At 47.8% G+C, this 17,142-nt stretch carries 10 protein-coding genes; 1 reads left to right on the top strand and 9 read right to left on the bottom strand.

Annotation, left to right across the window (positions count from 1 at the left end):
- Nucleotide 1 precedes the first annotated feature (1 nt).
- The 7 genes from C7475_RS15910 to C7475_RS15880 form a co-directional block, all read right to left on the bottom strand.
- Nucleotides 2-1,669 carry a UxaA family hydrolase gene (locus tag C7475_RS15910; protein ID WP_233259875.1) on the bottom strand — a complete coding sequence of 556 codons (1,668 nt, stop codon included), beginning with the start codon at nucleotides 1,667-1,669 and terminating at the stop codon, nucleotides 2-4.
- 12 nt (nucleotides 1,670-1,681) lie between these two features.
- Nucleotides 1,682-3,130 (bottom strand): tagaturonate reductase, encoded by a 1,449-nt coding sequence (locus C7475_RS15905; RefSeq protein ID WP_110054374.1) that lies wholly within the window; start codon nucleotides 3,128-3,130, stop codon nucleotides 1,682-1,684.
- A 14-nt stretch (nucleotides 3,131-3,144) separates the two neighbouring features.
- Nucleotides 3,145-5,037 (bottom strand): DUF4350 domain-containing protein, encoded by a 1,893-nt coding sequence (locus C7475_RS15900; protein ID WP_110054373.1) that lies wholly within the window; start codon nucleotides 5,035-5,037, stop codon nucleotides 3,145-3,147.
- 97 nt (nucleotides 5,038-5,134) lie between these two features.
- Nucleotides 5,135-7,336 (bottom strand): glycosyl hydrolase family 28 protein, encoded by a 2,202-nt coding sequence (locus C7475_RS15895; protein WP_233259874.1) that lies wholly within the window; start codon nucleotides 7,334-7,336, stop codon nucleotides 5,135-5,137.
- A 19-nt stretch (nucleotides 7,337-7,355) separates the two neighbouring features.
- Nucleotides 7,356-9,005 (bottom strand): RagB/SusD family nutrient uptake outer membrane protein, encoded by a 1,650-nt coding sequence (locus C7475_RS15890; RefSeq protein WP_110054372.1) that lies wholly within the window; start codon nucleotides 9,003-9,005, stop codon nucleotides 7,356-7,358.
- Between the two features lie 25 nt (nucleotides 9,006-9,030).
- On the bottom strand, nucleotides 9,031-11,991 hold the full coding sequence (locus C7475_RS15885) for a TonB-dependent receptor (RefSeq protein ID WP_110054371.1): 2,961 nt from the start codon (nucleotides 11,989-11,991) through the stop codon (nucleotides 9,031-9,033).
- A 244-nt stretch (nucleotides 11,992-12,235) separates the two neighbouring features.
- Complete coding sequence (locus C7475_RS15880; RefSeq protein WP_233259873.1) at nucleotides 12,236-13,873, bottom strand: glycoside hydrolase 43 family protein; 1,638 nt, start codon at nucleotides 13,871-13,873, stop codon at nucleotides 12,236-12,238.
- A gap of 62 nt (nucleotides 13,874-13,935) precedes the next feature.
- Here C7475_RS15880 and C7475_RS15875 point away from each other — a divergent pair, with 62 nt between their 5' ends.
- A complete protein-coding gene (locus C7475_RS15875; protein WP_110054370.1) occupies nucleotides 13,936-14,958 on the top strand; it encodes a LacI family DNA-binding transcriptional regulator in 1,023 nt (340 codons plus the stop codon).
- A gap of 3 nt (nucleotides 14,959-14,961) precedes the next feature.
- Here the strand turns inward: C7475_RS15875 and gap are convergent, their stop codons facing one another.
- Both gap and C7475_RS15865 read right to left on the bottom strand, forming a co-directional pair.
- A complete protein-coding gene (gene gap, locus C7475_RS15870; protein WP_110054369.1) occupies nucleotides 14,962-15,963 on the bottom strand; it encodes a type I glyceraldehyde-3-phosphate dehydrogenase in 1,002 nt (333 codons plus the stop codon).
- A 24-nt stretch (nucleotides 15,964-15,987) separates the two neighbouring features.
- On the bottom strand, nucleotides 15,988-16,977 hold the full coding sequence (locus tag C7475_RS15865; RefSeq protein ID WP_110054368.1) for a GlxA family transcriptional regulator: 990 nt from the start codon (nucleotides 16,975-16,977) through the stop codon (nucleotides 15,988-15,990).
- Nucleotides 16,978-17,142 lie beyond the last annotated feature (165 nt).

Genomic DNA, 17,142 nt, shown 5'->3' with positions numbered 1-17,142 from the left:
ATTACAGTGACACGCCTCTTTTCCAGGGAATGAAATCATCCTGTCCGTTGATAACGGACCTGGCTTTGGTGATTCCGCTGGCTACATCGATAACATAGTTAAGAATGCGCTCACCTGCTTCAGGAATGGACTCTTCTCCATCGATGATAGTACCTGTATTGATATCAATAATATCAGGCATACGCTCATAGAGTTTCGTATTACTGGATAGCTTGATGACGGGCGTCACAGGATTGCCGGTAGGTGTACCCAGTCCGGTTGTGAATAATACGATAGTTGCTCCGGACCCAACTTCGGCAGTGGTGGACTCTACATCATTGCCGGGGGTACAAAGCAGGTTAAGACCAGGTTTGGTCACCTTTTCAGGATAATCCAGCACAGCCGCTACCGGCGATGTTCCGCCTTTCTTGGCTGCACCGGCCGATTTAATAGCGTCTGTGATCAGACCGTCTTTGATATTTCCCGGTGACGGGTTCATATCAAAACCGGAGCCGGCTTCTTCTGCGCGGCGTGCGTAAGTGCGTATCAGTTCTATAAAACGTAATGCATCTTTTTCATCTGTACAACGATCGCTCAGTTCCTGTTCCACGCCACATAGTTCCGGGAACTCGGATAAGATCACAGATCCTCCCAAAGCCACCAGCAGGTCGGAAGTATAACCGATAGCCGGATTAGCAGAGATCCCGGAAAAGCCATCGGAACCGCCGCATTCAAGCCCTATGCACAGCTTGGATAATGGGGCAGGTTGACGGGTGATCGTATTGGCCTGGATCAATCCCGCCATAGTCTGCTTTACGGCCGCAGTGATCAGAGCCTGCTCTGTTCCGGTCTGCTGCTGGTCCAATATGTAAAGCGGTTTGCTGAACTGAGGCGAACGTTTCCTGATCTCCTCTTCCAGCATGGTGATCTGTGCATTCTGGCATCCCAGGCTTAACACGGTAGCACCCGCTACGTTCGCATGTGTAATATATCCTGCCAGCAGTCCGCATAAGGTCTGTGCATCCTGCCTGATACCGCCACAACCACCTTCATGTGTCAGGAACTTAATACCGTCTACATTCTCAAAGAGGCGGGGTTGTAGTGTTGCAGCATCATCTTCCGTATAAACTGTTTCCAGTATGCCATTAGCGTCTGCACCCTGTTTGTATTTTTCTGCCAGCATACGGGCGAATCCGGCGTATTTCTTCGGACGGCCATATCCCAGTTCGTCAACCAGCGTTTCTCTTAATACATCCACATTCCTGTTTTCACAGAACACCATCGGGATCACCAGCCAGTAGTTGCCGGTACCAACGCTGCCGTCTGCACGGTGATATCCCATAAATGTGCGTTGCTGCCATTTAGAGACATCAGGAATATGCCAGGCTGTCCTTCTTGCAGATGCCAGCTGGAAGTCGCTCGCTGCATGCTTTACATTCCCCACGGCTATTTTAGACCCGGCTGGTAATGTCTGCTTTGCGCGACCCACCAATACACCATACATAGTTATTGCATCTCCCGTATTGAGCGTTGCTTCTGTAAATTTGTGCTTTGCAGGTATATCTTCTGTTACGGTATATACCTGTCCATTTTCCTGCACACTTTCTCCTTTTTTCAGGTCTGTAAGCGCCACCACCACGTTATCATGCGGATGCACTTTTAACACTTTCCTTTTCATCCCCGTCGTCATATCTGTTTTATTTTAAGCAATCGTTGTTTCTTCTGATACTCTTCTGATAAGTGAATTAGCGCCTTCATTTAATAAAGCTTTCAGCATGACAGTCACTGCATGGGCAAACCCTGTCAATGCTGTCAGGTCAGTTCCCCATAAAGCCGTATCCTTTAATACTGTTTGTACAAGTACGGCGGGCTCCAGCCGTTGCCATTTATCTTTGAAATAAGCTGCATAATCATCTGTTACATTACCTTCCCGCATAAATAACAGGTAGGCTGCAAAACCCAATGCCATGAATGCCGGTACCTCTTCAAAGCGATGATAGTGGTGCTGCAATACCGGGATAACACGCATCTTCATCTTGGAGGTGTATTGCATAGTGATACTGATCCAACGGTGCTCTATATAAGGATTCCTGAAGCGGTCCAGCACATTTCCTGCAAAGCGTAAGGCTGCGTCTTCACGGATGTTAAGATCTGTAATAGCGGGTACTATCTCATGCTTCATCAATGCAGATATGCAACTTTCCATTGCTGGATCTTCCATTGCTTCCTTCACGGTTTCGAAGCCGCCTGATACTGCCAGTCCGCAGGTAAGCGTATGTGTTCCATTTAACAATCGCAACTTCAGTTCCCGGAATATATTGATATCCGGCGCCAGTACTACGCCACTGTCCACCTGATAGAAAGACAACTTCTTTCTGACCGTTTCGCTGCCTGTTTCTATCGCCCAAAGCGCATATGGCTCGGACATGATCATGAGTTTATCCTGGTAGCCCTGTTGCTTTTCAACAGCGGCATGTGATGCAGCCGGTAAGGCGCCTGGCACGATACGGTCCACCAGGGAATTACAGATATGATTGGCGGTAGATAACCATTGAATGAAGGACTCGTCCAGCTGATTACGCTTCGCCAGTTCCAACAGTATATTTTTCAGCTTAGTGCCATTGTCGGGGATCAGCTCCGTAGGAATGATCACCATTCCTTTATCAGGATCACCACTGAAGTGCCTGTAGCGGTGCAGCAGGAATGCCAGCAACTTACCTGGGAAAGAAGGCGGAGGAGTTGTAGCATGTATATCATCATCTGATAAAGTAATACCTACCTCCGTCGTATTGGAGATCACTATTTCCATTTCAGAAAAAGTAGCGCAGTCCAGGATAGCATTCCATTCTGCTGTAGCCGATAATACCCTGCTGATGGAAGAATTGATAATGTATTCCTCTACCCTACGGCCCTGCATAATTCCCTGTATACAGTGCGTGTAGAGATTATCCTGTTCTGTATAGGCATCTGTATTGCCCTTGTCCGTAGACTTGACCATCACAATACGGCCGTTGAAGATGCCGGCTTTATTGGCTTTGTCAATAAAATAATCCGGCAGTCCGCGTAACAATACGCCTGTACCAAACTGCAGCACCTTTTCGGGCAGCACTGTACGTTCTTCGCCGTTCAATAACTGTTTGTTCAATTGCATATACCTCGTTTACTTTATTTACGCACGACCTGTTTGAACAGCCACTCTGTCAGATCAGTAGCTGCCTGATAGTTTTCAAATGATGCCGGCAAGCGGCGTCCGTCAAGATATTCGTTATAGAACCATGGATCGCCCACAGCGAACACTGTTCCTTTACCTACTTTTGATACTGCCATCACTACATCGCCTTTATCGGTGTAAGCTGCTCTTGCGGGCTGTTTTAAAGCGATTGTAGAGATCTCTTTGATATAGATCTTTTTGGTATGCGGGAATACTTCATTGCCTGCAGGCAGGAACAATGCGCCCTGTTCAAATTGTTTGCCTTCTACATGATTACGGCTGTCCTCTTTGAATGTGATACCAAAACGGCCGGTCAGTTTATTGAACTCCTTTATTTCGGAGTTACCTGCATCGTTCTGCAGCACTACCAGTACGCCACCTTTCTTCACCCAATTATATATTTCTTCTGCGTGGGCATCTGTCATATAGTTGGGCTTTGTAGTTTCCTTTTCCGTATCAGGATCAACCATGAGGAGAATGTCGGTCTTTGCAAGACTGGCAGCAGTAGGCGCTGCAGATAATGTATTGGTTACGGCACCCCTGTTCTTAAAGATATGCCCCCAGAGAGAATACCCACCATTGTCTTTTTCATCCCATACGTAGTGCCAGGATTCCTGTCGTCCTGATGGTCCTTTCCTGTATTCGTTATTGAAGTAATTGTCAATCGTAACGCGTACTCCTTTCCCTGTTTTTGGAATAGCTGCCTGCTCCATCTCATTAGCCGCCAGCATGTACGCTCCTACTCCTTTGGGGTCGTTCACGATCACCTTTTCACTGAGGTAATAGGCATAGCTACCATCACGGTAAGGATCACCACCTAATCCGGCTACGCTTACAGTACCTTTTAGGTTCACACCGCCTTCGGGCGCAGGTCTTACAAACTGTTTAGTCAGTCCTTTATACCCTTTATCGGCTACCGCACTGTAACTGGCAGGCAGGTACCCTAAACGGACGCCTTTAGCCAGTGCATATACAAACATGCAGGAGGCAGATGCTTCCAGGTAATTGCCTTTTTCTTTTCCTTTGTCCAATACCTGCCACCAGCAACCGCTGGCAGGGTCCTGGTATTTCTTTACGGCTACAGCCATCCTGTTCAGGATCTGTATGAGGCTGTCCCTGCCGGGATGTGTCTGTGGGAAATATTCCAGCGCATCTACCAATGCCATTCCATACCAACCCATTGCCCGGCCCCAGAAATTGGGAGAACGGCCGGTGGTTTTATCGGCCCAACGTTGTTGGCGGGATTCATCATACCCGTGATAGAGCAGTCCTGTTTTTGCATCGCGTGAATGTTCTTCCATCAGTACGAACTGGCGTGTGATATCTTTGTATACGGCATCGTCATGAAAGAGCGCTGCATATTCAGCGTAGAAGGGCTCTGCCATATACAGGCCGTCCAGCCACATCTGGTAAGGATAGCGTTTCTTGTGCCAGAAGCCGCCTTCATTCGTACGCGGCTGTTTGTCCAGCTGTGCCTTCAGTTTATCAGCAGCCAGCTTGTATTTCTCATCGTTGGTGACTTTATACAGCAGCAACAGAGAACGGCCATTTTTTATATTATCGATGTTGTAATCTTCAGCTTTGTAGGTGCGGATAGTACCGTCCTTTTCAATATAATGGTCAAGACCTGTCTGTATGAAACGGAAGTACCTGCCGTCTCCGGTGTTCTTCCATAATCCTGTAAAACCTTCCAGTACCACGCCCTGATCATATGTCCAGTGTGCATGCCTTCCAGCCAGTTGTAAAGAGTCTCCCCATATCCGGATCATCGTTTCGGCCATCTTTGCAGATTGCGCGAAAGTGAATGCGGGCAGGAGGAGTAAAAGGGTGTTCAGTAATTTTTTCATGCCGTGCTTTTTTCTGAAGAGATCAGGAGTAGGCACCGGCGACAAATGCAGGGAACTACTACTACACTTATTGCTGATGCCTGACTCCTGATCTGTTTTATCGTTTTGAAATATCCAATTTAACCTCTTTGCTGTCCTGCACATTGATCTTACCATTGTCTTTCGTGACAAGAGTAACATTGGTCAGGTTGATATTATTACCCGCAATACAGTCGCCCGCAGTCTTTGCCGTGATCGTGATATCTTTCAGATGAATATCACTGATCGGCATTTCTGGCAGACCACGGATAAAGATCGCCTTCTCCGCTCCATAACATACCACGTTACTGATATGAAAGTCCCTGAACTGTGGCGTTGCTTCTGTTACGGGGAAGAGCTGTACTTTCGGCGCTTCACGTTTTTCGCCAGACAGTGGCACCGGGTCTTTCGCCATGTAGTACATGTCAAACAGGATCGCTTCTGCCGGAATATCTTTCATGCTGATATTATTCACGTAGATCTTCTCCACGATACCGCCACGGCCACGGGTAGTTTTAAAACGCAAACCGATATCCGTACCCAGAAAAGAACAGTTGGAGACAAACAGGTTACGTGCACCGCCAGACATTTCACTGCCTATTACAAAACCACCGTGAGCATGATATACAACGCAGTTGTTGACGATGACATCTTCAGTAGCGACACCGCGTTTACGGCCTTGCTCATCCCTGCCGGATTTAATACAGATACCATCATCACCCACATCGAAAGTGCAGCCTTCTATGCGGGAATAACGGCAGGACTCAAGGTCAATGCCATCGCCATTCTGTGCATACCACGGATTCTTGGCGTATACGTTCCGCAGTGTGATATGTTCTGTGAGCAGCGGGTGAAGACACCAGGCCGGTGAATTCTGAAAGGTTACACCTTCCAGCAGTACGTATTTGCAAGACGTAATGCTCACCATATTTGGGCGCAGGAAGTCTTTGATATCGTTATAGTCTGCCGCTGTTTTACCTGGTGCTATCACACCGGCCAGTTTGGTGTGAGAGCCTTTGAATGATTTAGTGGAAGGATACCAGGTCTTTTTATCTTCCCCTTCTATACCGCCGGAAGCCAGCAGTTTTGTCCACTGTGATTCCGTCAGTTTATCCTTCTTAACAACACGCCAGGCATCGCCGCCACCGTCCAGGATGCCGCTGCCGGTAACAGCGATGTTCTCCGCATTTACAGCAGATACCGGCGCCTGGCAACGCATGGCTTTTAAGCCTTCGTAAGTGGTTTCTACCAACGGATACTGGTCGAAGTCTTTTGTGAACTGTAAGATCGCATTAGGTGCGAGGTACAGATTCACGTTACTCTTCAGCACAATAGGCCCGGTGATCCACAGTCCAGGAGGCACCATCACCACGCCACCGCCTTTGCTATTGCTGGCAGTAATGGCATCGTTGATACTCTTGCTATTCAATGTAATGCCATCCGCTTTTGCGCCGAAGGCTACTATGCTGATGGTATCCCTTTTGAAATGCGGCTCATATATTTCAGGCAGGTCGAAACGGTATTTCCCTTCAAACTCAGTCTGTTCCAGGTACTTTTCCAGTCCGACGTGCTTGTCCCTGATCTCCCTGGCAACCAGTCCTGCTATGAGGGTAGCGCCATAGGTATTGAAGTGCGTATTATCTGTCACACCATCAGGCAGGGTTTTATAATGTCCTGCCGGGGTGGTTTTGAACAGTTTCTCAGAGCCTTGTACACCATGTTGCAGGATCAGGGCTTCGCTGCTCTTTTGCAGGTCTATCAGCGGCACTTTATTACTGGCCGCTACTTCTTTCACCACGCGGGGATAGTCGCCATGCTGGTCAACGAAGGCACCTTTATCGTCGAACTTCCGGCGTTGTACCGGGGTCACGAGGATAGGGTTCGCACCTTTTGCACGGGCTTCTTTGACAAAGCGGAGCAGATTAGTCTTATAATCGCCTTCCGGAGCCGCATAACGGTTCGGATCGTCCTTTTTGCTATCATTATGCCCAAACTGGATAATAAGCCAGTCACCGGGCTTTAATTGGGCTAAAACGCTATCCCAGCGATGCTCATTGATGAAGCTTTTGGTACTGCGTCCATTGACGGCATAATTCTTCACGGTGACACCTTTCTGCAGGAAGAGCGGGAACAGCTGTCCCCATCCTCTTTCGGGATTGTCTTCCAATGGTTTGTTCGCCATTGTAGAATCGCCAATCATAAACACGCGTGGCGGACCGTCTGTCGCGATCCAGCTGATCAACGGAAAAAGCAGCGCCAATAGATACAACTTCAACTTCATGAGCTTTCGATTTATGGTATTACTGATAGTTCGGATTTTGTGTAAACTCCCCTTTGTTCGTCACGGCATCTATCTGGTCCTGTGGAATAGGACGGACAGTATGATATGACTGGAAGTTCTTAGCGGCGTCGGGATTATGCGCACTGATCTGTGAACCAAGTTTTCCGGTACGTTTCAGATCGAACCAGCGTAGTTGTTCGCCAGCCAGTTCGCGTGCCCTTTCTTCCAGGATGAAATCAATGGTCATGTTAGCGTCTGTCACTGCCATTTCAGCTTCATGTCCGGGAATGGTAGCACGTTTACGCAGCCTGGTGATATATTCGGCAGCTTTGCCTTTATTTCCCAGATTGATCTGTGCTTCAGCCGCGATCAGGTATAACTCGGCCAAACGGATAACATAAGCATCTCTGGCGCTCTGTTCTTCATCTCTTCCTCCGCGGGTGGGATCGTCAAATTTCTTTAGTGAGATATAGTGGGTACGGTCAGAACCTCCTTCATCCGGCAGATAAGAGATATTCCTGTCATATACACGATATGGCTTACCGGCAGTATCTGCATTGGTAACAACATATTTGGTGCAGATGATAGCAGTATCTCCCAGTTTCATACCTCTGCGTGCTGTGGCCAGGTTATTACAAAACCATACACTTTTAAAGCTTGCATCAAACCTTGCATCGGCCTTTTCATTAAAGAGGTCCAGCAAATACAATGTAGGCATATACCTGTTGAAAGGACGGCCGTTAGCGATGTCACGCTGCATACCGATAAGGTCATCATATTTCATCGTAAACATCAGGTGGCCGTTATTGGCTCCACGGCTATGTCCGTTAGGGTATAAGGTAGCATCCAGTCGATCGTTAAACACCAGGTTCTTCATATAATTAACGGCCCAGACGATCTCTTTGTTTTGCAGATTGTCCATGCGCCACAGATCTGAATATTTATCCTGCAGGGAGAAACCATAATTATTGATCACAGAGTCTGCCAGTGCCGCAGCCTTTTCATTTTGTCCACGGGTCAGGCACATACGCGCCAGGAACGCCATTGCAGCAGGTCTTGTAACGCGGCCATAGTCGCCGGTAGTCTTTGGCAGATTAGCTACGGCTATATCGAGATCACGGAAGATCTGTGCATAGAACGTATCGACAGGAGTACGGTTAGCCACTGTTTCGACGCCGGCTGTTTCTGTTACCGTGAAATGCACGCCGCCCCAGGTTTCCACTACATGCCAGTAATAGAAGGCCCGCAGGAAACGCAGCTCTGCTTCGCGGATGGCCCTTCTATCTTCGGTCAGTCCCGCATTACCTACTCTTGCCAATCCTGTGTTACAGAGATTGATGGCTGAATATAGTTGTCTCCACATCACCCCCATTACGCTATTGCTTGCCTGCAGGTTGATGTATTGGGTGAGGTCAGGGTATTTGTCGCCCGTGCCGCTGGTCCACAGATCGGTGCCCATTTCAGCGATGTTCCATCCTTCTTCTTTTCCGTACCACCAGCGGTTGTAGGAATAGGCGGCATTTACGAGCGTTTCAAAGCCTTCGGGTGTACTGAACACCTGATCTACGGTGAGGCCGGAAGGATTGTATTCTTCCAGTTGTTTGTTGCAGGCGGCCAGCAGACCAGCGCCCAGCAGTATTATCATCAATATGTTTATATAACGTTTCATGTGTTGTCAGGTTAATTGGTTAAAATCAGAATTCCACATTCAGGCCGGCCACGTACATTTTAGTGAGCGGATTGCTCAGATCACCACCACGCTCCGGATCATAGTCTTTCACTTTACTGAAGGTGAACAGGTTCTTACCTGTTACATAGAGACGCAGATTGCTCATATGCATGCTCTTTAATGCAACGGAAGGCAAGGTGTAACCCAGCGAGAGATTACGGATCTTCACAAAGGAACCGTCTTTGTAACCCAATGTCCGGATGAATGGCGTACCGTCTCTTGATATGCTTGCATTCGGGCGGGGATAGTCATTGGTCTCACGTTCAGGCGTCCAGTAGTTCAGCGGTGCGCTGTTCTCCAGTCCCTGCGGGTCAAACTTGGCTGCATATTCTGAATTGATCCATTGTCCGATACGGGCGAACACGTATACGTTCAGATCAAAATTCCTGAACCTGATATCATTATTGAAACCACCGCTCCAGGTAGGCACCTGTTTGCCGACAACAATACGATCTGCCGAATTCAACGATCCGTTATTATCCTGGTCACGTACTTTAATATCGCCGGGCTTGTATCCAAATTTAGCGGCAGCATCTGCTTCTTTCGATTGCCAGATACCGACCTTTTCATAGTCGTAGAATACTTTGACAGGATAACCGATAAACCAGCTGTTAGCAACATCGTTTGTTCTTGCGTCAGCCAGGGCTACGATCTCCTCCTTGTTCTTGGAGAAGGTGATACCGGAAGTCCAGGTGAACCCATTTGTTCTTACATTGGTTGTAGTGATGCCGATCTCAATACCTCTGTTCCTCGTTTTACCAATGTTCTGTATTACTGAACCTACGCCCGAAGAGGTAGGTAATGTTCTTTGGAGTAACAGGTCTTTGGTGTGCGTATCATAGTAGTCGATGGTAGTACCTATCCTGCCGTCAAAAAAACTCATATCCAGTCCGACGTCGGTAGTAGAAGAAAGTTCCCATTTCAGGTTCCTGTTACCGATCTGGCTACCGATAGCATATCCCATAGCAGACTTGGTATCATCATAAGAGAATGGAATATTGGTCAGATAGCTTGCCGTTGCATAAGGAGGTACGGCATCATTACCGGCAATACCATAACTGACACGTACTTTCAGATCACTGAAAACACGCTGGCCTTTCATGAATGCCTCATCAGAAACACGCCATGCACCGGCAACGGATGGGAAGAAGGCCCATTTATTACCGGGCGCCAGTTTGGATGATCCGTCGGAACGCCCGGTCAGTGACAACAGATATTTCCCTTTATAGCTATAGTTAATACGGCCTGTAAATGAGATCAGTTTATTTGCCATATAACTTGAGCGCACTGCAATACCACTCACGCTATTCTGTAAGGCGTAATATAACTGGGAGGGCAGCAACTGTCCTTCACCTTGCAGGAAACTTGAGTCCCTTTGGTCAGAGAGTAAGCTGGCAACACCGGTTACGCCGAAGGAATGGTTACCGATGGTATGCTGATAATTCAATACATTCTCCCAGCTGAGAAACCGTCTGCTGCCGCTATTGAGCTGTGAGCGGGAGGCTGAAGCGGTAGCACGGTCGATCGTATTTTTTGCAGCATACACGCCGGTACGTGCATTATCGAGCGTAACACCGAGGTTAGAACGGAAAGACAGGCCTTTTAAGGGCGTCAGTTCCACATAAGCGTTCACGAATGTGCGGGTTACACGGCCGTTATTCTGATATGCATTTGGTTGTTCGTCTGCCAGTGGATTGATCATCGGGCCGCTATTAGGAAAGAGGATCAGTTTTCCATCTTCATCATAGGGCGTGTTTATCGGGATGATCTTGTTAGCCTGGTTCAACGGGTCGCGACGGGTATCCTGGTTGTAATAGGTAACCTGGCTCTGCATACCTACTTTCAGGTAATCATTTACGATCTGATCGAGATTCAGACGTGCTGAATATCTTTTCAGATGGTCCAGTTTGAAGAGCCCTTTTTCGTCAAAATAATCCAGAGAGAGATAAACCTTCGTTTTGTCCGATCCGCCTGAAACACCTACCTGATAGTCCTGTTGCAGACCATCGTGAATAAGCAGGTCTGCATAGTTTGTCCATAGATTATTCTGGATGGCGTCAACTTCTGCTGCGTTAAAGATCAGCGGATCGTCTGCTTCTGTTTTCCAGCGGCCGGTAGTACGGTTCGCTTCGCGTTTCTGGGCAACGTATTGCGGGCCGGTAGACATTTCCGGGTAACCTGCTACCTGCGAAATACCTGCGTATGTATTCACGGTTACGCGTGGTCTGCCGCTCACACCTTTCTTAGTCGTAACAATGATAACGCCATTAGCGCCCCTGGAGCCGTATACAGCGGTAGAGGAAGCATCTTTGAGCACTTCCATTGACTGAATATCGTTCGGATTAATATCCTGAATATTTTCATATTGTACACCGTCAACAATATAGAGCGGACCGTTATCGGCACGGATAGAACGGTTACCTCTGACGGTCACATTGATTTTAGCACCGGCCGCGCCGCTGCTTTTGGTAATATCCACACCGGGCAGTTTACCCTGTACGGATTCCATCACGTTTGTGGAAGGAACTTTACGCAGTTCTTCTCCTTTGACAGAAACAACAGCTCCTGTGAGGTCACGTTTCTTTACTTCACCGTAACCAACTACCACGACCTCGTCGAGTTGTTTATTATCTTTTTCAAGTTTCACAATGATGTTGCTATTACCATTAATATTTTGTGTTAGTGCCTGATATCCCAGATAGCTAAATATCAATACACCTGTTCTGGTATCGGGGACTGTAAGTGAAAATGCACCGGTGGCATCTGTCTGCGCACCTGTTGTGGAACCTTTGAGCTGTACGTTCACCATCACAAGCGCCTCGCCTGTGGTGGCATCAGTAACACGCCCTTTAATAGTCTGACTTTGCGCCAATGCCATTCCGGCACTACCCAGCAGCAGCCAGTAGATCAATAACAGTTTTTTCATAACGTAACGTGTTGTATATGTCTTTTAATTTTGGGTCTTGTTAATCCGCAACGGAATATTTATTGCTACAGTGGCAATACAAAGCAGTACTGGTTTGTATCAGTTCCTTATACCGGTATATCCAAAACAATTCTACAGCTATATTCATTAATTCGGAAAGGTTTGGCGGTATTTATTTACGCAAACGTTTGCGGACTACAGGCTCATTTTCAAACAGACATATACTATTACAATTTTATGATTGTTATTGCGCTGCAGTGATACGGAACCAGTCGTAATCGGCGAATCCGGCATCGTTGATCTGTGACGTGCGGCTGCAGAATATACCGACTTTGGCCCCTACCCATCTGCCTGGTTGTGCAGTAAATGGTTTACCTGCCGGTGTGAAGTGTTGACCATCCTGGCTATAGCTAAACTGGCAAACTGCACCTTTACCGACCTGCACGCGAAACCAGCAGGCACTATCTTTCAGCGTGGTCAACACCTGCTGTTCTTCTGCACTGCCTTTATCTGCTTTCAGACAGGTTGCATATACTATCTGTAATGTATTTTCTTTCTTTACCAATGAGATACCTGCATAATCAACCCCCATGATGATCAAACCTGTGCGTTCACCTTCCAGTGAAGGGTTAGGCGTGAATGTACATTTGGTAGTAGCGGTAAAACTATCCGCAGGAAATTTTTGTAATAAAAGATTAGGCGCTTCCCAGTAATTGTGGCTGGAGTCGGGCATTCTGGCGGAGAATAAACGTAAAACACCTTTTGCGGGGAAAGGCATCAACCAGGTGGAAGCAGGATTTGCCTGCCATTGCCATTGCAATCCTAATGAGCGCTCATTGAATTCATCCGATTCGGGAGGTGTGGTAACCTTACTCCCCGGCAAAGGTTTGCGGAATGTCATAACGGGTTCTCCTTTACCATCGCCATCGGGATCAGCACCGATCACGGGCCAGTTATTGACCCACTGCATAGGTTGCAGATGTACTACGCGACCGTATGCGCCTTTATCCTGGAAATGCAGGAACCAGCTGGAACCGGAGGGCATATCCACCCAGGCGCCCTGATGCGGGCCATTAATAGCTGACCTACCCTGGTCCATCACGATCTTTTCGTCATAGGGGCCATAAATGTTCTTTGACCGTAATACCAGCTGCCAGCCGGTGCTTACGCCACCAGCGGGTGCGAATATGTAATAGAAACCGTTCCGTTTGTACAGCTTCGGTCCTTCCAGTGTAGGATGTGTACCGTGACCGTCAAATACGAGCACGCCTTCGTCGGTCACGGCGGTTCCGGCTGCATTCATCCGATTAAGCGTCAGGATGCTTTTAATACCCGCCCTACTGCCGGCAAAGGCATGTACGAGGTATACTTTGCCATCGTCGTCCCACAGGGGGCAGGGATCAATCAGCCCCTTCCCTGCTTTCACCATCACAGGCTCCGACCAGGGTCCGGCGGCATTCTTTGCTTTGATCATGTAAATACCAAAATCCGGATCGGGATAATAGATATAGAATTCATTCCGGTGATAACGGATAGAAGGCGCCCATACGCCATTGCCGTGCCGTACCTTGCGGAAATGATCCACAGGCGGCTGTCTTTGCAGCGCGTACCCCGTCAGCTCCCAGTTGACAAGGTCTTTCGAATGCAGGACCGGCAGTCCGGGCGCCGCATTGAAGCTGGAGGAGACAAGATAAAAGTCATTTCCTACCCGGCAGGCATCAGGATCGGAGTAGTCGGCATTGAGGACAGGGTTTTTATACATGCCATTTCCCAGGTCGGGCGCCCATGATTGGGATACCTGCTGTCCCGAAACGTCAGTAAAACAGGATAGTCCGGCAACTAAAAATACCAGCGCTTTATTCATCTGTGAAGCGTTTTTCATACGTGTTAGAATGACACTAATATAGTATAAAATAAATTATAAGTATATTTACTCCTATCGTTATGAAATTTGAAGCAGCTACTATAAAAGATATTGCCATTGCGTTGGGGTTATCCACCTCTACCGTGTCCCGTGCCTTGCGGGATAGTCATGAGATCAGTATTGCCACTAAACAGCTGGTGCTGGAATATGCCACGAGGATCAATTATCATCCTAATCCGATAGCGTTAAGTCTGAAGGAGAAACGAAGCCGCTCTATAGGCGTGATCGTTGCCGAGATTGCCAATAGTTTCTTTTCACAGGCCATTAATGGTATAGAATCCGTTGCGAAGGATAAGGGGTACAATGTAATGATCTCGCAGACGCACGAGTCTTTTGATAAGGAGGTGATGACATTGCAATACCTGGCCTCACGCTCTATAGACGGGTTGCTGATCTCTGTTTCAAGTGGTACGGAGAACCTGGACCATCTGAAAGCATTACACGAAAGAGGTTTTCCAATTGTCTTCTTCGACCGTATTGTAGAAGAGATCCAGACCCATAAGGTGATGGTAGATAACTTCAGGGGCGCTTATGACGCTACACTTCACCTGATCAATAAAGGGTACAAACATATTGCGGTGATCGCAGGTCCCGAAAACCTGTCTATCAGCCGTGAGCGCATTGCGGGGTACAGGGAAGCATTGGCGCATACCAGGGTTAAGCCTGGCAAGGCGCTGATCAAATACAGCCGTTACGCCGGACTGCAGTTACAGGAAGTAGAACAGGCCGTAAGTCAGCTGTTGAAGCTGCGCCCACGGCCCGATGCTATCTTTACGGCGTCAGACAAGCTGACCACTAATTGTATGCGTGTATTAAAGGCGAAAGGTATCCGGATCCCACAGGACATTGCCCTGGTAGGCTTCTCCAATTCGGACCTGATAGAACTGCTGCATCCGCCGCTGACAGTAGTGAGGCAACCGGCCTTTGAAATGGGGCAGATCGCTACGCAACTGCTGCTGCAATTGATAGAGAGTAAAAAACCAGTGAAGGAATTTGAGAGAAAGATCCTGAATACAAACCTGATCGTACAGGCTTCTTCCTGATGACTATGCAGTCACCTGCTGTTTAGCCAGTGCCACTGTCAGTTCAGCGATCCTGTTGGAAATGCCGACCTCATTATCATACCAGGACACTACTTTTACCAGATTGCCAATTGTGCGTGTCAGGGTACCATCTACAATAGAAGAATTTGTATTCCCTAATATATCTGAAGAAACAAGCGGTTCTTCTGTGTACTCCAACACACCTTTCAGCGACGTCTCTGCATATTTTTTGAGCAACTGGTTGATCTCTGCTGCAGTAGCAGGTTTCACGAGGTTCAGCGACATCTCTGCGATGGAACCATCAGGAACAGGTACCCTGTAAGAAAAACCATCCATCTTACCTTTTAAAGCAGGCAACACTTCTCCTATAGCCTTTGCCGCACCGGTAGTGGTAGGGATGATAGACTGCGCAGCGCCTCTGGCCCTTCTATAGTCTCTATGCGGTCCATCCTGCAACATCTGATCTGTCGTAAATGCATGCACAGTGCTCATAAATCCGGATGCGATACCGTACTCTTTATCCAACACGTACAGTACGGGCGCGATACAGTTTGTTGTACAGGAAGCTGTAGAAAGGATCTCATCATCCGCAGTGATCTGATCACTGTTCACACCAGCTACAATGGTTTTCACATCGCTACCGGCTGGCGCTGTGATCAATACCTTTCCTGCTCCTGCGGCAATATGTTGCTGTGCCAGTTCACGTTGTGTGAAGCGACCGGTAGATTCGATCACTACATCAATACCCAATGCTCCCCAGGGTAGTTTCTCGGGTGCACGTTCATTCAACAGGAGTATTTTTTTTCCGTTTACGATAAGATGTTTATCGTCGTGTGTAACTGTTCCGGGGAACTTTCCGTGTGAGGAATCATATTTCAACAGGTGCGCGAGCAGCCCGATATCTGTCAGGTCATTAACGGCGACTACCTCCACTCCTTTCTTGTCCTGTAATGCTCTGAGGGTCATTCTACCAATACGTCCGAATCCATTAATTGCTACTTTCATCGTGTTATATTTTTAGGTGATCAATTAAACTGCCTGTAATGATGTTCTGAAAGTGCGGCGATAATCTGACGGCGATACCATCATGTGCCGCATAAAAGTGCGCCGCATGGATACAAGCCCTCCGAGTCCGCACTTCTCTGCAATCTGCTCCATACTGAGGTCACTGTCTTCGAGGTATTTCCTGGCTACTTCCACGCGTAGTTTCTCTACAAACTTAGCAGGCGTCATACCTGTCTCCTTCAGAAATACCCGGTTGAAATTGCGCAGGCTCATATTACAATGTTCCGCCAGGTGCTCTACGTGGAGATCTTCCTGTAAATGGCGGATCATCCAGGGATGCAATTTCCCTGCTATGGAGTTCTCCAGCGTATGCACCTGCAATAAGGAACTGAACTGGGACTGGTATCCTGTACGTTTCAGGTATAGCACCAGTTTGCGCGCTGCCTTCAGGGCGACGTCCCTTCCGTAATCTTCTTCCACCATTGCCATAGACAGATCGATACCGGAAGACACGCCGGCGGAAGTATACACATTACCATCACGGGTATAAAAAGGATTACTGTCTACCTTGATACCGGGATACCTGTTCTGAAAGTCCTGGCTGTACTGCCAGTGCGTAGTCGCTTCTTTTCCTTCTAATATGCCTGCTTCCGCCAGCGCATAAGTACCTACACATACGGAACCGATGCGCCGTACCGTCGGATAGATATCATGCAGCCAGTTGATAAACCGGGGGCTTGTTTCCAGCATTTTCATGGGGAAACCGGCTATGATCAAGGTATCAATGGGCCTGTCAATGTCCTCCACTTTTACATTGCAGCTTATTTCCGCCTGGCTTTTGGTAATGATCTTTTTTGTAGTGAGCGGGGACGCGAGGATCACTTCATATCCTTCTCCAGGCGCGATGCCTGTTTCATTCAAGATGCCGTCGACAGCTGTAAAGACGTCTACCGGTCCGGCGATATCTAACAGGAATGTACCCGGCATAGGTACTATAACAATGAGTTTTTTCATGTTTACCGGTATAAGATTGCTTGAACCGTACAAAGGTACGGACTGTAATAAATGGCACAAATGCCATAATTTATACAATTTATGCCATACCGGGATACCGGAAACATCATGTTCCTGTCACAATAATTCCCCCGATGGGAAGAACTGGCATGCATATGCTCCCTT

Source organism: Chitinophaga sp. S165, from assembly GCF_003182155.1.
In the GTDB taxonomy this organism is placed as follows: Bacteria; Bacteroidota; Bacteroidia; order Chitinophagales; family Chitinophagaceae; genus Chitinophaga.
This window is presented reverse-complemented; position numbering and strand designations above follow the sequence as displayed.

What these genes read in the sequence shown, in the direction of transcription:
- gap (WP_110054369.1), bottom strand. Translation starts at nt 15,963, where the DNA reads ATGAAAGTAGCAATTAATGGATTCGGACGTATTGGTAGAATGACCCTC.
- C7475_RS15880 (WP_233259873.1), bottom strand. Translation starts at nt 13,873, where the DNA reads ATGAAAAACGCTTCACAGATGAATAAAGCGCTGGTATTTTTAGTTGCC.
- C7475_RS15895 (WP_233259874.1), bottom strand. Translation starts at nt 7,336, where the DNA reads ATGAAGTTGAAGTTGTATCTATTGGCGCTGCTTTTTCCGTTGATCAGC.
- C7475_RS15890 (WP_110054372.1), bottom strand. Translation starts at nt 9,005, where the DNA reads ATGAAACGTTATATAAACATATTGATGATAATACTGCTGGGCGCTGGT.
- C7475_RS15875 (WP_110054370.1), top strand. Translation starts at nt 13,936, where the DNA reads ATGAAATTTGAAGCAGCTACTATAAAAGATATTGCCATTGCGTTGGGG.
- C7475_RS15865 (WP_110054368.1), bottom strand. Translation starts at nt 16,977, where the DNA reads ATGAAAAAACTCATTGTTATAGTACCTATGCCGGGTACATTCCTGTTA.
- C7475_RS15905 (WP_110054374.1), bottom strand. Translation starts at nt 3,130, where the DNA reads ATGCAATTGAACAAACAGTTATTGAACGGCGAAGAACGTACAGTGCTG.
- C7475_RS15885 (WP_110054371.1), bottom strand. Translation starts at nt 11,991, where the DNA reads ATGAAAAAACTGTTATTGATCTACTGGCTGCTGCTGGGTAGTGCCGGA.
- C7475_RS15910 (WP_233259875.1), bottom strand. Translation starts at nt 1,669, where the DNA reads ATGACGACGGGGATGAAAAGGAAAGTGTTAAAAGTGCATCCGCATGAT.
- C7475_RS15900 (WP_110054373.1), bottom strand. Translation starts at nt 5,037, where the DNA reads ATGAAAAAATTACTGAACACCCTTTTACTCCTCCTGCCCGCATTCACT.